At 50.4% G+C, this 16,273-nt stretch carries 13 protein-coding genes; 8 read left to right on the top strand and 5 right to left on the bottom strand.

What is annotated here, in order from left to right; all coding sequences use genetic code 11:
* Positions 1–176: 176 nt before the first annotated feature.
* The 3 genes from AC27IB_RS11605 to AC27IB_RS11595 form a co-directional block, all read right to left on the bottom strand.
* A complete protein-coding gene (locus AC27IB_RS11605; RefSeq protein WP_296048471.1) occupies positions 177–881 on the bottom strand; it encodes a sulfite exporter TauE/SafE family protein in 705 nt (234 codons plus the stop codon).
* Positions 882–1,109: 228 nt separating this feature from the next.
* Positions 1,110–1,889: an SDR family NAD(P)-dependent oxidoreductase gene (locus AC27IB_RS11600; protein ID WP_487121014.1), complete on the bottom strand. Its 780-nt coding sequence runs from the start codon at positions 1,887–1,889 to the stop codon at positions 1,110–1,112.
* Between the two features lie 62 nt (positions 1,890–1,951).
* Positions 1,952–2,671, bottom strand: a complete 720-nt coding sequence (locus AC27IB_RS11595) for a FadR/GntR family transcriptional regulator (protein WP_296048476.1) — start codon at positions 2,669–2,671, stop codon at positions 1,952–1,954.
* Positions 2,672–2,943: 272 nt separating this feature from the next.
* Here AC27IB_RS11595 and AC27IB_RS11590 point away from each other — a divergent pair, with 272 nt between their 5' ends.
* Positions 2,944–4,572, top strand: coding sequence for a sodium:solute symporter (locus tag AC27IB_RS11590; protein ID WP_296048477.1), 1,629 nt, complete (start codon positions 2,944–2,946; stop codon positions 4,570–4,572).
* Between the two features lie 78 nt (positions 4,573–4,650).
* The gene (locus AC27IB_RS11585; RefSeq protein WP_487121012.1) at positions 4,651–5,562 is read left to right on the top strand and encodes a sialate O-acetylesterase; all 912 of its coding nucleotides are present in this window, start codon (positions 4,651–4,653) and stop codon (positions 5,560–5,562) included.
* A gap of 23 nt (positions 5,563–5,585) precedes the next feature.
* Here the strand turns inward: AC27IB_RS11585 and AC27IB_RS11580 are convergent, their stop codons facing one another.
* Entirely contained in the window at positions 5,586–6,926 is a 1,341-nt protein-coding gene (locus AC27IB_RS11580; protein WP_487121010.1) for a cytochrome-c peroxidase, read from the bottom strand.
* A gap of 403 nt (positions 6,927–7,329) precedes the next feature.
* On the opposite strand from AC27IB_RS11580, the gene AC27IB_RS11575 reads away from it, so the two are divergent.
* Entirely contained in the window at positions 7,330–8,232 is a 903-nt protein-coding gene (locus tag AC27IB_RS11575) for an AEC family transporter (protein WP_296048484.1), read from the top strand.
* On the opposite strand, the gene AC27IB_RS11570 is transcribed toward AC27IB_RS11575, so the two are convergent.
* Positions 8,229–9,263: a glycoside hydrolase family 43 protein gene (locus AC27IB_RS11570; protein ID WP_296048486.1), complete on the bottom strand. Its 1,035-nt coding sequence runs from the start codon at positions 9,261–9,263 to the stop codon at positions 8,229–8,231. The genes AC27IB_RS11575 and AC27IB_RS11570 overlap by 4 nt on opposite strands.
* A gap of 219 nt (positions 9,264–9,482) precedes the next feature.
* Here AC27IB_RS11570 and AC27IB_RS11565 point away from each other — a divergent pair, with 219 nt between their 5' ends.
* From AC27IB_RS11565 to AC27IB_RS11545, 5 genes are all read left to right on the top strand, one after another.
* On the top strand, positions 9,483–10,454 hold the full coding sequence (locus AC27IB_RS11565) for an arabinan endo-1,5-alpha-L-arabinosidase (RefSeq protein ID WP_296048503.1): 972 nt from the start codon (positions 9,483–9,485) through the stop codon (positions 10,452–10,454).
* Between the two features lie 175 nt (positions 10,455–10,629).
* On the top strand, positions 10,630–12,468 hold the full coding sequence (locus tag AC27IB_RS11560) for an SLC13 family permease (RefSeq protein ID WP_296048488.1): 1,839 nt from the start codon (positions 10,630–10,632) through the stop codon (positions 12,466–12,468).
* 222 nt (positions 12,469–12,690) lie between these two features.
* Positions 12,691–14,382 (top strand): GMC oxidoreductase, encoded by a 1,692-nt coding sequence (locus tag AC27IB_RS11555; protein WP_296048490.1) that lies wholly within the window; start codon positions 12,691–12,693, stop codon positions 14,380–14,382.
* Entirely contained in the window at positions 14,382–15,005 is a 624-nt protein-coding gene (locus tag AC27IB_RS11550; RefSeq protein ID WP_296048494.1) for a gluconate 2-dehydrogenase subunit 3 family protein, read from the top strand. Before AC27IB_RS11555 ends, AC27IB_RS11550 begins: the two co-directional genes overlap by 1 nt.
* Positions 15,006–15,011: 6 nt before the next feature.
* Complete coding sequence (locus AC27IB_RS11545; RefSeq protein ID WP_296048496.1) at positions 15,012–16,136, top strand: ThuA domain-containing protein; 1,125 nt, start codon at positions 15,012–15,014, stop codon at positions 16,134–16,136.
* Positions 16,137–16,273: the final 137 nt, after the last annotated feature.

Here is a 16,273-nt window from a genome sequence, read left to right as displayed (position 1 = left end):
AGCTGATTATCTGAAAACAATTTTATCTCGGGTATATACAGGTTTGCCGAGACCCCCTTCCGCAATAACCTTTGCAGAAGAAAGCTAAATTTAAATGTAAAGGAACATGAAATCAGCGGTCCAAACGGACAGGTATGGGATAGTTTATGAAAGCTTAGGGAGAGAGGAAATACAGCTTAACTGGCAACAATCAGCACGGTACCGGCAAACGCTGCCACCACCAGGATCAGTTTTCTAACCAGTATTTCGTTGATACGCCGGTTAATGAAAAACGATGCGAACCAGCCAATCAGAATAGCCGGAATACATTTTAAGAAGAGCTCAAGATCGTCATGCCCCGCCGCACCGGTAAACCACAAAACGGCAATGCCAAACATGTTGATATAAACAAAAAAGACACTCAGGTTGGCTTTAATCTTATCTTTGTCTTCCGCCTGATAAAGCAAGCCCATGGGGGCACCACCGGCCGATGTGGTCGTTCCCATAAAGCCCGAGATCATGGCCGCAATTAAATTGGAGATAACACTGATACGCGGTGTAACACCCACCAGCGACAATATCACTGCAGCAATGATGCAGACGCCAAGTAACATCTGGTACTGATGGGCATCAATATAAAGCAGCACACTACCTGCCACCAGCACACCCGCCGTGCCGCCAAGAATAGAAAATCCGGTCTGTTTTAAGTCGATATCGTATTGGTGTTTAACCGCCAACAGGGTCGTTAACAGTAAAGCATTGAGGATCATGGGGCCAGGAACCAGTTCGGGCATGATCAAAAAGATAAGCGGCGCACCCAACAGACCCAGCCCAAAGCCTATGACACTCTGCAAGCATGAACCGATGATTAGGACCAGATACACCAGGATATAGTCGGTCAAACAAACAATCCTTCAACTAAAACTTAACTGTTATGCGTAACATACAATTTACATATTATATTACATATGATTTGTGCACAGTGCCAGAATGTACACATTTTTGCAACATAACAATTAGTCATAGTGATTTCGCAGCACCGTAAAGCGCCAGCCCGGGCCGCTTAGGTCAAAAGAAATATTCAGAGAAATAGGCATGCCGGCTGACAGCCGGCAAGCTTAAGAATGACTTTACACCCAACCCGCGTCGATAATCAGCGTTTGGGCGGTCATCATCTTGCTGTCGTCCGCAGCGAGGAATAAGGCTGCATTAGCAATGTCTATAGGTAGCAGAGTTTCATGAATACACTGAGCCTGTTGCACTTCCTGAACAATTTCAGGACCAGCCCAGCGCGTCATTTGCCTTTCGGTCATCACCCAGCCCGGCACAAGCGTGTTAACCCGGATATGTTCCGGGCCAAGCTTTGCAGCCAGTGTTCGGGTAAGACCATCAATAGCAGCTTTCGCGGTAGTATAAACCGGCATACAGGTTTGTTTTTGGCGCCAGCTTACGGAGCCCATATTAACAATGCTGCCACCACCGCAGCGTCGCATTTGTTCGATGACCGCCTGGGCAGCAAAAAAGCTCGGACGCAGGTTCACGTTAATACGATCATCCCAATACGCCTCATCCACTTCTTCAAATTCGTGACGGGTATCATCGGCGGCGTTGTTAATTAACACACTGATATCGCCGTGGAGTTGTCCGGCCTTTGCTATAGCGCTCTTCAGGGCTTGCAGATCGCGCAGGTCACATTCTATAAATGTTGCCTGGCCGTTGCCGGCTTCGGCCATTCGTTCCACCAATGCCTGACTTTTCCCGACATTGACATCAACAAAACACACCCGGGCTCCCTGTGCACAAAATCGCTCCACCATCACCTCACCAATACCCGTACCACCGCCGGTAATAAATACGCTGCGGTTCATCAGGCTTGGATAACAGGCTGAAGTATCAGACGACTGGGTCATAAAAAAATCACCATAGATGATGGCTCAGTACACACCAACTTTCGTTATTAAATAATAATTTGTTACGCTGACAGTTCAGATTCAGCAATCTTCAGCTCAATGTAAGCCATTGCTTCATCGATCAGATACGCCATCATGTTTTTGGCTCGCTCTGCTTCACCATTTTTGATCGCCTGATAAATCTTGCGATGTTCGTCGGCGATGGTTTGCAGGCTGTCCTTGGCGTTAGTCGTATACTGGAAGCTTACATTTAAAGCGGTGCTGATGAAATCCCTTAGCTGGTAGAAAAAGCGATTGCCACTGGCAAGTAAAATGGCCGTATGAAACTCTAAATCGGGCTGATGGATAGAGCCGTCGGTTTGTGCAGCGTTATCCATGGCATTTAAAGCCAGCTCAATTTGCGCAATGGCTTCTGGTGAACCATGTTTAGCGGCCAGCGCTGCCGCTTGCGGCTCAATGGCCAGGCGCATCTGCAAAAACTCTTTCAATACCAGCAAGGACGGGCTGCTTTCAAACATCCACCCCAGTACACTGGTATCGTATAAATTCCAGTTTTCGGGCGGTTCAACCCGGATCCCCTGCCGTGGCCGGGAGGATATTAACCCCTTCGCTGCCAGCATTTTCACCGCTTCACGTACTGCGGTACGACTGATGCCATACTCGGTACAAAGCTGAGCTTCAGTTGGAAGACCAGAGCCTTCGCCATAGACTCCTGCAATAATCGCTTTACCCAGTTCATTGGTAACGCGTTGCGACAGATTTAAATTCTCAATTCGCGCCATGGATTATAATCTTTCTGCTTACGGCCATAACCACGGATAATATCATATTTATCGGCGGTACCTGTTGGCTTTATTGTTAATACATTTGATCACATCATAGAGTTGTAAGCCCCCAACGTGCAAGCGTTTAAAATTGATCCAGCACTAAAAACAATCTATTAACCCCATTATGGAATTTAACGCTGTTTTAACAAAAAGCTTTTCATTACCCATATTGTAATATAATATTTTTTAATTATTTTGAGCTGACATCATGGTATCAGGATTTTTACATGGTTGAATTAAGTACACTCGACTGGCTGGTTCTGGCTGGATTTTTTATTTTGTTACTGGGCGTGGTCGGAATGTCCATGCGACAAAAAGAAGAAGATACGGCCGATTATTTTCTTGCCGGTCGTAACGCCAGCTGGCTGGTAATCGGTGCCTCTATCTTTGCCTCGAACATTGGCTCAGAGCACCTCGTTGGCCTATCAGGCTCAGGGGCTCAGTCGGGTATGGCACTGGCTCACTGGGAACTTCAGTCGTGGATCATCCTGCTCCTTGGTTGGGTTTTCGTTCCCTTTTACTGGAGCAGTAAAGTGTACACCATGCCGGAGTTCCTCGAACGCCGGTACAATTCAGCCTCGCGTACCTTTCTATCCGTAATTTCACTCGTCAGTTATGTACTGACCAAAGTTGCGGTGACCGTTTATGCCGGGGGGATTGCCTTTAAAACCATCCTCGGCATCGACAGCATCTGGGGTATCGACTTCTTTTGGATTTCCGCTTTAGGTCTGGTCATCATTACCGGTATCTACACAGTACTCGGTGGTATGAAGGCGATTATGTGGACTTCAGTATTGCAAACCCCGGTACTGATAATCGGTTCAGTGTTCATTCTGGTGATAGGCCTTGACCAGGTCGGCGGCTGGTCGGAAGTTGAGCGCATTAACGACGCTAACCTGCACCTCATTCGCGCAGCCAGCGATGTGGACTTCCCCTGGCCAGGCATCATTTTCGGCTCTTTTATTATCGGCTTTTGGTACTGGTGTACCGACCAATATATTGTACAACGCGTATTATCAGCCAAGGGCATCAAAGAAGCCCGTCGTGGTACCATGTTTGCCGGTTACCTGAAATTACTGCCAGTATTCATTTTCCTGTTCCCGGGCATGATTGCGGTTGCTCTCAAAGAGAAGGGCATTATCAACTACGCCAGTGCTGACCAGGCGTTCCCAACGCTGGTAGCCGAACTATTACCTTCCGGGGTAAAAGGGATTGTTATCGGTGGTCTGGTTGCTGCGCTGATGAGTTCACTGGCATCGCTGTTCAACTCTTCCGCTACGCTGTTTACCATCGATTTTTATAAGAAATTCAAACCGGAGTCCAGCGAGAAGCATCTGCTAAAAGTGGGCCGTCTCGCCACTATCGTCATTGTGATCCTGGGCATACTCTGGATCCCGGTAATGAGCTTAATTGCCGATGTCTTGTATGAGTATCTGCAAAGCGTACAGTCGCTTATTGCTCCGGGTATTGCTGCGGTATTCCTGCTCGGTCTGGTAAGTCGTCGAATTACACCGGCGGCCGGCTATGCAGGTCTGGTTTCGGGTTTTGTACTGGGTATGATCAGACTGGTCATGCTGCCGTTTAAGGACAGCCTGGCAAACACCAGCTTTGCCTGGATTGTGGAGATGAACTGGCTGTACTACTGTATTTTGCTGTTCGTACTGGTCACCATCATTATGATTGTGGTGAGTATGTTCACCAAAGCGGCCAGTGAAGAGAAGCTGCAGGGCCTTACCTTCCGAACTCTGGGCAAGGGCACCATGAAAGAGGTTGTCGAGGGCCTCGATAAATGGGATTACATTCATACGGTGGGTATTCTGGGTATCACTGCCTTTATTTATATCCGCTTCTGGTAAACAGTCAGGCCGGTGCTTCGTCACCGGCTTTGCTTTAAGCCCCCTGCCCGGGTGATTAATCACCACCAAGGAGACGTTATGCGAAGACTACTCATGGTAATGTTATTGATAACCTCTCCGGTAATGGCAACAACGTATAAAGTGTATTACCTCGGTGGCCAGTCCAACATGGAAGGCTTCGGTGAAAACAGTGATTTACCCGCACAGTACCGCACGCCATTAACTACAGTGCCGATTTTCCAGGGGAACCCGGTGGCCGACTTTAAACCTCATGGTGGTGTTGGCCTGTGGGAGGTTCTGCAACCGGGGTTTGGTCGTCAGTTTTCGGCTACCCCCCAGGCTAACCAGCGCTCTGATTATTTTGGTCCGGAACTCAGTTTTGGCCATCGCATTGCTACACTTCACCCGCAGCACAATGTTGCCCTGATTAAATATGCGCTGGGCGGCTCAGCGCTGGGCTATGGAGTGGGCAATAACTGGTATCCGGACTATCGCCGTGGCAATGGCATTAACCAGTACGACCACTTTTTAACCACACTCCGGGAAGCTTTTGCCGCACGAGATATTGACGGCGATGGTGAGCCAGACACCCTTGAGCCAGCGGGCATTATCTGGATGCAGGGGGAGTCGGATGCATACGACAGTGAAATCACCGCCAAACGCTATTCAGACAACCTGAAAAACATAGTAGCACTGTTCAGGGCCGCCCTTCGCAAGCCCGATTTGCCTGTTGTATTAGGCAAAATTACCGATTCAGGAATGGACCCTGAAGACGGCCTCAGAATGAACTGGGGCAGCGTGGTGCAACAAGCGCAACTGAACTTTGTTGAACAGGACAGCTGCGCCGCTTTGGTCACCATCACCGAACACTTCACCCACCTTAACGATGGCTGGCACTATACCTCTGAGGATTACCTCACATTGGGCAATGCCTTTGCTGAGCGTATTACCCAACTGGAAAGTCAGTGTGCAACACGCTCGCCACAATAGGCCAGAGATACAGTCAACCTGACCTAGTCTTTTACCGGTAAACCACTGGGCACGCTTTGCGGGATCCACTCCAGCTGCTCCATGACGTTAAAATCGGTTAATGACTCCAGGAATGCCAGTAAATCATTCACTTCTGCCTCGCTAAGCGATACCGGCTGCAGGTCGTTGGCATCTATCACTATTTGACGCAGACTGAGGTCGTCATAGCCAATCAGATCATCGGCATCCAAATCATCCCGCGATGGTTTGACTAACTGACTGGGATCATAATTTTCCAGGGCGGTGAGAGGATCAAGGTGATGCATTACAATGCCGCGCAGCGTGGCATAAGCGCCGGTATGACCATATGGCGCCGTTAACGCCACGTTTCGTAAGGAGGGTGTTCTGAATTTGCCCCAGTCTTCATCATTACGAGTTGCTTCTGCCCTGCCCCGGTCCTGATGAGGCGTTCTGCCCTCGCCCCCCGGCCCTACCTGTGGAATAGCGATGCCGTAAAACTGATGGTCGGTCTGGAATTTACCGCTATGACAACTGCTGCAATTCGCTGCGCCGTAAAATAAATCCATACCACGCAACTGCTGCGCCGTTAGTGCCTCAGAGTTGCCACGAAGGTATGCATCGAAGGGGCTGTTATCACTCCGGAATGCGACGGTTTGAAAGGCGGCCACCGCATTCGCATAGTGCTGAATCTGAATATCTGCCGGGCTATTGACATCACTGAAGGCCGCATCAAATAAACTCACATAATCCGGATTGACCCGCAGCCGCTCCATATAAGCATTCCACAGCGGCGGGAAGCTATTATTGCGGGAGAGAATCAAACGGGCGACGATTTCATTTTCAATCGGATCGCCAAGCATTTCGTTTTGATTAAGAATGGGAAACAGTGCCTGGCCAGCCAGCACGTTATCCAAGTCTGGGGGCGTATCACGATTGGCTGCAGTATTAACCTGCCCATTCGCTTCAAAGTGAATACCATTCCAATTCATATGAGTAAACTCTTTAGCGCCGAGGTTATAAAGATGCGGTGCATGCCGGCCGATACGTCCTTCAACCGCATCATCTCCCTCACCGGTGTTGCGATAACGGCCTAATCCACTCCCCCCCTCTCCGACACCTAATGACAAACCGTCACCACTGAATGTCAGCGGACTGTGGCAGGTTGCACAGGAAATATTCTTATTGCCACTCATGATTTTATCGAAAAATAACAGACGACCCAGCTCAACCAGTTCTTCGCTGGGCGCGCCATTGTAGTGGTAATCAGTGTCGACGACGGGTGAAGGCAACTCATCAGCCTGGCCAGTATGTACAACACCAAACAGCAGCGTACTCAGACCAATTAGCGGAGATTTGAATTTCATCATTAATTCCTTTTAAGGGCGGCTTTATATCAGTCAGCCGAAAATAGAAGAAGACTCCAGGTGTACAAAAATTAAACAGCAAATAAAAGGCCAATTTTTTATATAAGATAATTCATAGAGTTAAATTTCAGGTCATGTGTAGCTGTAAAAGAAAGCGACAATAATTGCCCGTTCCTCTGAACCTTTGGACCTTTTTGGTGCAATGAAACTTCATTTGTGGTTAACGGTCTGGATGAAATTGTCAGCACTTTGCCCAGTAATGGCGTAATCTCGCAGGCAACTACCGAGCCCCCTTCATCTTCTGTCGCAATCTGTTGGTATCGTTTTGCCATCCACGTTACTCTGAATTCTCGCTTATTCTTTGCCTTGCGGTTATCCGCACTGCCTCAGAGACAGGATTGTCATGTCAGACAGCTACACGTTATTGCCTATTATTGAACGGATTTTTTCCACGGTATTTCCGTTATTTATTATGGTGCTGGTGGGGTTTTTGTATGCCCGCAAAACCGACTCTGATATGGGCGTAGCCAACCGCATCAATATCGACATCTTTGTGCCCGCGCTGATTTTCTCTGTTATGGCCTCCAAATCCTTTGATCTGTTCAGCTACCTCGACCTGATGCTGGGTACATTCCTGATGGTCGTCGGCTCAGGCCTGCTGGCCCTGCCAGTTTGCAAGTGGCTGGGAGTCTCAGCCAAAACCTATGCTCCGCCGACCATGTTTAACAATTGCGGTAACCTGGGATTGCCACTGGCTTTACTGGCCTTTGGTGAGGCCGGTTTAAGTGCCGCCATTGCGATGTTCCTGGTCAGTACCCTGCTGCATTTTTCCCTCGGCGTGTATATCCTGCACGACAAGGCACAGCTGAAAACCCTGGCCACTAACCCCATGGTCATGGCAACCGCCGCCGGATTGGTGTGGAGCCTGTCGGGCTGGACACTGCCGGTATGGGCCAGCACGCCTATTGATATGCTCGGTCAGATATCCATTCCACTGATGCTGTTTGCGTTGGGTGTTCGTATGACAGATGTGGACTTTGCGGACTGGCGCTCCGGCTTATTTTGGGGATTATTCGGGCCATTAACCGGTTTTATGGTGGCTTACCCGTTCGCCTTGCTGGCAGGGTTATCCAGCGACCATACGGCGTATTTTGTGCTGTTTTCAGTATTGCCACCGGCCGTGCTCAATTTCATGCTGGCAGAGCGCTACAAACAGGCGCCACACACGGTGGCGTCTATCGTACTCCTTGGCAATATCGCCAGTCTGGTCGTCGTACCGGTGACCTTATTTTTTGTCCTCGACTAGTCGGTCTGGTCTGCAAAAAAGACCGGGAATCCTTCCGCGTCCCAGTATATGACCCGGGCCCTGGCATGGCGATTGGGGTCTGTCAGTGGTGTGCCTCGTAAGATTTCATAATCACGACTATGGTAAATCATCAGGTCGGTGTGACCATCCTCGGCTTTAACAAAGCTGTTATGGCCAGGGCCATAACGTCCGGCCGCCGCGTTGGTCGCGAATACCGGCTCGGCTTTTTTCTGCCAACTGGCCGGATCCAGTAAATCGGCGTTTTCATCGGCCCACAGCAACCCCATCGCATAGCGGTGATCGGTGGCACTGGCCGAATAAGTAATCAGTACCCTGCCATGGCGAACAAGTACGGCGGCACCTTCGTTAACTTTATAACCGGCAACTTCCCAGTCCAGCGTAGGTTCGCTGAGCAAAGTCACGGTATCGAAGTTGATCGAGGTAGGCGAGTCCATCTCGGCTATCCATAACGCCGAGTTGTAACTACGGCTGGCATCCTGCTGTGCCCACACCAGATAACGTTTGCCGCCATGTTGAAAGGTTGTGGCATCCAGCGAGAAAGAATCAACCGGCGTCTGAATGCGACCGGCTTCAATCCATTCTCCGTCCATAGGGTTCGCGGCGGTATTTTTCAGCGCATACATCCGGATACTCCAGGGCTGGTCTACGTCGCCGGCAGCGAAATAGATGTACCAGTCACCGTCAACCTCATGCAGTTCCGGCGCCCAGATATTAATACTCATCGGCCCTTTGTCGTTCTTGCGCCAGATAACCTTAGGCTCGGCAATTTTCAAATCATTGAGCCGGCAGGCCGAACGAAGTTCAATTTCATCGAACTTCGGCGATGTGCCGATAAACGTATAACATCGGTCTTCGTGCTGTACAATCCACGGGTCAGCCCGTTGCACAACAATAGGATTATCAATCGGTTCCAGTGGCGCTGCCAGAGCCGTTGTAAGCGTAAATAACGCAATGAGTGCACTGCTAATTCGCCGGCCGCTGCGCAGCACCGTTTTTAATTTATACATCATAGCGAGTCCTTGTTTTTAAAAATGAATGGGCAATTGCGGTTGCGCAGTTGCTAATCAATTATTAATATTGTATTACATATTTAACATGATTATTGCTACACTAAGCAAGTTCTTTTGCAGGTGCTTACAGAGGTAAAAATGATTCAAACCCGTCAATGGAAATCCGGCGCAATCACACTGCGTTTAGTCTTCACCAGCTTACTCAGCGGAGCCTTTTTAATGGGCTGTGGTGCCCAGGCTAAACAGGTTGAGGTACACGATCCGGTCATGACCAAAGCTGGCGACACTTATTATGTCTTTAGCACTGGCCCGGGGATCACCTATTACGAATCCACAGACATGGAAAACTGGACCCTTACCGGACGCGTTTTCCCCGACGAACCAAGCTGGGCCAAGCGCATATCGCCGAGTTTCGACGGCCATCTTTGGGCACCGGATATCTACCAGAAGAACGGCAAGTTCTACTTGTATTATTCGGTTTCTGCGTTTGGCAAAAACACCTCCGCCATAGGGGTGACGGTTAATGAAAGTCTTGACCCTCAGTCACCCGACTATAAATGGATAGACTACGGCATTGTGGTGGAATCGGTGCCGCATCGCGATCACTGGAATGCTATCGACCCGGCAATTGTTGAAGACGACGACGGCAATGCCTGGATGAGCTTTGGCTCATTCTGGGATGGTCTGAAACTGGTTAAGCTCGATGATGACTTAGTACGCCTGGCAGAGCCGCAGGAGTGGTATTCCATAGCCAGCCGCCCGGGGGCCAGTACTGAAGACAGTGCAGATCCCGGAGAAGGCGCTATTGAGGCGCCCTATATCTTTAAACAAAACGGCTACTATTATTTGTTTGTTTCGTTTGATAAATGCTGTCGCGGCATGGACAGCACCTACAACGTGCGCGTTGGACGCAGTAAATCAGTGACCGGCCCCTATCTGGATCGTGATGGCAAATCGCTTATGGAAGGCGGCGGCACCATGGTAATAGAAGGCAATGAAGACTGGGTAGCGCTCGGCCACAATGCAGCTTACACCTTTGATGGTAAAGATTATCTGGTGTTACATGCCTATGAAACCGCCGACAACGGGTTACAAAAATTACGCATATTACCCATCAGTTGGGACGACAACTGGCCTGTGGTTGACCCGGCTGACCTCAACAAGCGCACCACTGAACTTCTGAAAAAATAACGTTTCTTCAGCTTCCCGTGCGTTGTCGATGGACATGACAGACCCACGCGCACGGGAGTTTTTCCCACTCTATTGATCCAGCCCACTGTTTTTCCATACGTTATTTCAGTATTCTGACTGTACAAATTTTCTTCTCTGTTCTCGGTTTCACAGGGTTTGTGTCGCGGGAGTTCCCATGCTTTCTATTCCGCATGCCTGGCATGCTCATTATGTATTTCTTGTTATAGGTCTGGCCGCGCTGTTAATGGCCAGCAATCGTGTACGCTACGATATGATTGCCATTACCGTGGTACTGGCACTGATGTTAGGTGGTGTATTGTCGGTTAGCGAGTCACTGGCAGGTTTCGGAAACCCGGTAGTCGTACTTATTGGCGCGTTACTGATTGTTGGCGAAATGCTCGACCGTACCGGAGTCGCCCGCTTTGTTGGCGACTGGATAGGCCGTCACAGTCACAGCTCTACTAATAAACTGCTGGTCATGTTAATGCTTGCCAGTGCCATTCTGAGTGCCGTCATGAGCTCCACAGCCGTGGTCGCGATTTTCATTCCTATTGTTATGCGGATTGCCAAGCAAACCGGTAACTGTGCCAGCCAGCTTTTGCTGCCCATGTCTTATGCGGCACTGGTCAGCGGCATGCTCACTCTCATCGCGACGCCGCCAAACCTGGTCATCAGCGGCGAGCTGGCAGCTCAGGGTTATGAGCCACTACGCTTTTTTACTTTCACTGCTCCCGGCCTGGTGGTGCTTGGCGGCCTGATACTTTACATGCTGTTTGTGGGCCGTAAATGGCTGCCCAACAATGGTAAAGCCGAGCATCACTCTGCACAGCGTTCCATTAAAGCCTTATGGGACGATTACCGGGTTAACCGGGAACTGGTGTATTTACGTATCGACGAAGCCTCTCTCCTGCATGGCAAAACCATCGCACAAAGTGGTTTGTACAACCACTACGGCTTACGCATTCTCGACCTGTCACAGCGCGTACGGGGCTGGCGGGAATTAAAGGCCGGTGTATCACCCGATATTGTGCTGCATACCGGGGATGTGCTGCATGTTGCGATTCCGCCGGAGCAGCTCGAACGGGTTGAACAGGAAGTCAGCCTGATGCCATTTCACCCCTCACAACTGGAAACCCAGTACCGCAGTTGGGAATTTGGCGCAGAGAGCGTGCTGATACACCCGGAATCAAAGTTAATTGGTAAATCCGTGCGTGAAGCCAAATTTCGCGATCATTACGGCCTGGATGTATTTGGTGTAAGGCGTAACCGCCAGTCACTGGATGACTATCAGAACCAAAACCTGCAAGCGTCAGATTGCCTGTTGGTAACCGGTCCGTGGGCCAAAATATTGCAGTTACAACAACAAAACCACGACTTCGTGGTACTGGAAACACCGGCTGAAGCTGCCGATGTGGTACCGGCCTTCCGACGCATGCCGGTAGCGCTTGCTATCACTACGTTTATGGTACTCAGTTCGGTATTCAACTGGATGCCATTGGTCGCGGCGGTACTTATTTCCGTTATCGCGGCGGTAATCACTCGTTGCCTTACCGCCGCCGATGCTTACCGGGCCATTCACTGGCAAAGCCTGGTACTGCTGGCCGGCATGCTGCCTCTGGCGGATGCTCTGCAAAAAACCGGCGGCACCGATATCATTGTTGGCGGCATGATTGGCTCGGCGGGTGACGCATCCCCGCAAACCCTGCTGGTCCTGCTGTTTGGCATTACTGCCTTGCTCACTAATATTTTATCCAATACCGCATCGGCGGTCCTCATGGCTCCCATCGCCATTAGCGTGGCCCACCAGCTCGGCGTTTCCCCTTATCCGCTGGCGATGACCGTGTTATTTGCTGCTTCAGCAGCCTTTATGACGCCTATTGCCTCCCCCATCATTACGCTTATTGTTGAGCCAGGAAAATACCGCTTTATGGATTTCATTAAGCTCGGTAGCCCGATGCTTATTTGGGTGTTTGCGTGCTGCTATTTCATGATCCCCTACTTTTTTCCATGGTAACTTTTTCATTAACACTGAATGTTAACGAATAGAGGCATATGGTCTGCGCAGTCTTGCAGACCTTATTCTGCCTGTTCTTCACTGCATCAAAAGAAAAAAAAATGTTAATTTCCGACTTTTTTTGCTTCAAATTCGCCCACAGCAGGAGTATCTTTAGTCAATTAGTTAAGCACCCTAACAATTGGCGGCGCGCTTTTCGCTGTCATTAGCAATGAGGTAGTAATGGTTAATAACACTTATGATGCCATCGTCGTTGGCTCTGGCATAAGCGGCGGCTGGGCCGCCAAAGAGCTCACTGAAAAAGGCCTGAAGGTATTAATGCTGGAACGTGGCGAAAACGTTGAGCACGTAAAGGACTACACCAATACCCATAAAAACTTATGGGATTACCCTCATCATGGCCGTCCGAGTGAAGAAGCTCTGGCTTCTCAACCGGTCATGGCTCGCGGTAAGGGCTATCCGTTCAACGAAGTCACTATGGGCGCCTGGGCAGATCATAAAACTTCGCCCTACGTCGAAAAAGAGCCCTTCCAATGGTTCCGCGCCTATCAGGTTGGTGGCCGCTCGTTGTTATGGGGACGTCAGTCTTACCGATTAAACCCGGAAGACTTTGAAGCCAACGGCAAAGAAGGCGTCGCGATAGACTGGCCGATCCGTTACGACGATATTGCGCCCTGGTACAGCTACGTAGAAAAGTTTGCCGGTATCTCTGGCAATAAAGACGGTCTGGATGTGTTACCCGACGGTGATTTTCTGCCTGCGTTTGCGATGAACGCGGTAGAAAAGGACCTGGCCACGCGGCTGAAAAAGCAATATAAAGGTCAGCGTCATATGATCATGGGCCGCACCGCGCACATTACCGAACACCGCCCTGAGCAGGGCCGCGGTAAATGCCAGAATCGTGACAAGTGCTGGACAGGCTGCCCGTGGGGGGGCTATTTCAGCACCCAGTCAGCCACACTGCCCGCAGCGCTGAAAACCGGTAATCTAACGCTACGCCCGATGTCGATAGTGAAAGAGCTCATCTACGACAAAGACAAAAAGCGCGTAACCGGTGTAGAAATTATTGATGCCGAAACCAAACAAACCATTGTTTATAAAAGCAAGATAGTTTTCCTGAATGCATCGACTCTGAACTCTGCCTGGGTACTGATGAACTCAGCCCGCGATGTGTGGGACAACGGTTTGGGTTCCAGCTCTGGTGAGCTTGGCCACAACGTGATGGATCACCACTACATGCTGGGTGGCACCGCTGATGTGCCGGGGCACCTCGACAAATATGTTTATGGTCGCCGTCCTACCGGTATTTACATTCCTCGTTTCGCTAACTGGGGCAGTGACAAGCGGGACTTCCTGCGTGGCTTTGGCTTCCAGGGTAACGCTGAACGTCAAAGCTTCAGCCGTGACGCTGATGGTCTGGGCATCGGTGCCAGTTTAAAAGAGACACTCAGTGAACCGGGCAAGTGGACCATGCGCACGGTTGGATTCGGCGAGATTCTGCCGGATCACCGTAATAAGGTCAGCCTGAGTAAAACAGTAACCGATGCCTGGGGTCTTCCGGTGCTCGAAATGGACGCCAAAATTCGCGATAACGAAATCAAGATGCGTAAAGCCATGAAAGAAGACATTGTTGAAATGTTTGACAGCATTGGCCTTAAAAATGCGCAGGCCTGGGAAAGCACCTACCATATGGGTAAAGGGATCCATGAAATGGGCACCGCACGTATGGGGCGGGATCCAAAAACCTCCGTGCTCAATAAGCACAACCAGGTGTGGGATGCGCCAAACGTTTTCGTCACCGATGGTGCCTGCATGACCTCCTCATCCTGCGTAAACCCGTCTCTGACCTATATGGCTTTAACCGCCCGGGCAGCAGACTTTGCTGTCGAAGAATTAAAACGGGGGAACCTGTAATGGCAAATTCATCAACTACTATGGACCGTCGCACGCTGTTAAAACTGATCGCCGCCTCTACCGGTGCCGGTCTTATCAATGCGCCGGCGCTGGCAGTATGGGAAGAACAACCCGACCTGCTGCCGGTTAGCAAGGCCGGCTTCGATGAGGCCACGGTAGCGCTTATCACTGAGCTCTGCGAAGTCGTTATTCCGCGTACCGACACGCCCGGAGCCAAAGATGCCGGCGTACCACCTTTTTTCATCGGCATGGTGCGCGAGTGTTATGACGAGCAACAACAAAAGCTCTTTGAAGCAGGCTTTGCAGACATTGAATCCCGCAGCAAAACGCTTTATGGCAAACCCTTTGCCACACTGACCACCGTGCAAAAAACCGATCTGACCACCGCCATTGATGTAGAAGCCATGGCCTTTAATAAAGGCGAAGACACCCAATGGGACGGCGAGGGCTTCAGTGGCCAGCCTCATTACTTCACACTAATGAAGCAACTGATCATTTTTGGTTTCTTCTCGTCGAAAGTCGGCGGCACACAGGTTCTGCGTCATTCCGATGTACCGGGTGGCTATTACGATATTCCGTATAATGAAGGTGATAAAGCCTGGACAACGGTCTGGCCCTGGTAAACAACTATGAACTTTAACAAACTAATTAAAAACCCGCTGAGCCAGGCACTGCTGCTCAGCGCGGGGTTACTCAGCGCTAACGTCGCCCATGCAGATACCGCTATTGCGGACTGTGTACTCCGTGACACCCCTTTCAGCGTGCAATTACCGGCCTACGACGTAATGACTCGTCCCGAGGCACGGGCCATTGCCGAAAAATATTACCCGGGCCTGTTTGAGACCCTGCCAGCCTGGTTGCTCAGCGAAAAAATGCCTTCCTTTGCCACCATTCTGACATTGGAACAGCTGATTGCCAGAGCCGACCCGGCCAAACCACGCCTGGCTGAGCTCGATGCGGAACTCAGTGCCCTGCCGGTCACCGATGCGGTGAAACAGGCACGCTGCGCCCGCTTCGATGCTGAACCTCAGTACTTCGCTGTTGATGATGCCCCGGTGCAGGTGCTCGTCTACCAGAAAATCAATGGTTATGACCACGGCCGTTCTGTAACCGCTGCCACCGAGGCCCTTACCCGCATGTCCAAAGAGATGGGGTATGGCGTGACCGTGACAGCCAATGGTGGTGCGTTCAACGCTAACAACCTGTCTCAGTTTGATGTGGTAGTGTGGAACAACGTGAGTGGTGACACGCTTACCCTTTCACAGCGTGCGGCATTCGAAGAGTACATGAATAATGGTGGCGGCTTCCTCGGCGTTCATGCCTCAGGCGGCGACTCCATCTATTTCTGGGACTGGTATCGCGATGCGTTGTTAGGCGTGCAGTTCATCGGCCATCCGATGGACCCTCAGTTCCAGCAAGCTGAACTGACTACCCACGAGAATTCAGCGCATATCGCAGAATCCCTGCCGCACACCTGGTCAATAAAGGATGAGTGGTATTCCTTTGCTGCAGAACCCGATCTGGACGGTGTAGAGTACGTTATCACTATTGATGAAGATAGCTATCAGCCGGCAGAGCTGGCTATGGGCGGCGTGCATCCCATTGCATGGAAACATTGTGTGGAGCAAGGCCGTGCAATGTATACCGCGATTGGACATCGCGAAGAAATGTATGATGTGCCTGAAAATATCACCCTGATCAAAGATGCGCTGAAGTGGACATCCGGCCACGGTGCCAAGGTGTGTACTAAATAACCAGCAGTGCTGAATAGCCTGTCGCTATACGCAAAAAAGGCTCCTTTCCGGGAGCCTTTATGCCTTCAAGCATTATCCATGCTGTTCGTCGAGTAGTTCCGACTTTTTCTTGATCTTACAATCGAAGATTTTCTGAG

The organism is Alteromonas sp. 4NH20-0104 (genome assembly GCF_057547795.1).
The sequence above is the reverse complement of the archived record's forward strand: the minus strand, read 5'-3'. Positions and strand labels throughout refer to the sequence as shown.

Coding starts and splice junctions, on each gene's coding strand:
- AC27IB_RS11595 (WP_296048476.1), bottom strand. CDS start 2,671: ATGGCGCGAATTGAGAATTTAAATCTGTCGCAACGCGTTACCAATGAA.
- AC27IB_RS11565 (WP_296048503.1), top strand. CDS start 9,483: ATGGGCTGTGGTGCCCAGGCTAAACAGGTTGAGGTACACGATCCGGTC.
- AC27IB_RS11560 (WP_296048488.1), top strand. CDS start 10,630: ATGCTTTCTATTCCGCATGCCTGGCATGCTCATTATGTATTTCTTGTT.
- AC27IB_RS11570 (WP_296048486.1), bottom strand. CDS start 9,263: ATGATGTATAAATTAAAAACGGTGCTGCGCAGCGGCCGGCGAATTAGC.
- AC27IB_RS11575 (WP_296048484.1), top strand. CDS start 7,330: ATGTCAGACAGCTACACGTTATTGCCTATTATTGAACGGATTTTTTCC.
- AC27IB_RS11580 (WP_487121010.1), bottom strand. CDS start 6,926: ATGAAATTCAAATCTCCGCTAATTGGTCTGAGTACGCTGCTGTTTGGT.
- AC27IB_RS11550 (WP_296048494.1), top strand. CDS start 14,382: ATGGCAAATTCATCAACTACTATGGACCGTCGCACGCTGTTAAAACTG.
- AC27IB_RS11555 (WP_296048490.1), top strand. CDS start 12,691: ATGGTTAATAACACTTATGATGCCATCGTCGTTGGCTCTGGCATAAGC.
- AC27IB_RS11590 (WP_296048477.1), top strand. CDS start 2,944: ATGGTTGAATTAAGTACACTCGACTGGCTGGTTCTGGCTGGATTTTTT.
- AC27IB_RS11585 (WP_487121012.1), top strand. CDS start 4,651: ATGCGAAGACTACTCATGGTAATGTTATTGATAACCTCTCCGGTAATG.
- AC27IB_RS11545 (WP_296048496.1), top strand. CDS start 15,012: ATGAACTTTAACAAACTAATTAAAAACCCGCTGAGCCAGGCACTGCTG.
- AC27IB_RS11600 (WP_487121014.1), bottom strand. CDS start 1,889: ATGACCCAGTCGTCTGATACTTCAGCCTGTTATCCAAGCCTGATGAAC.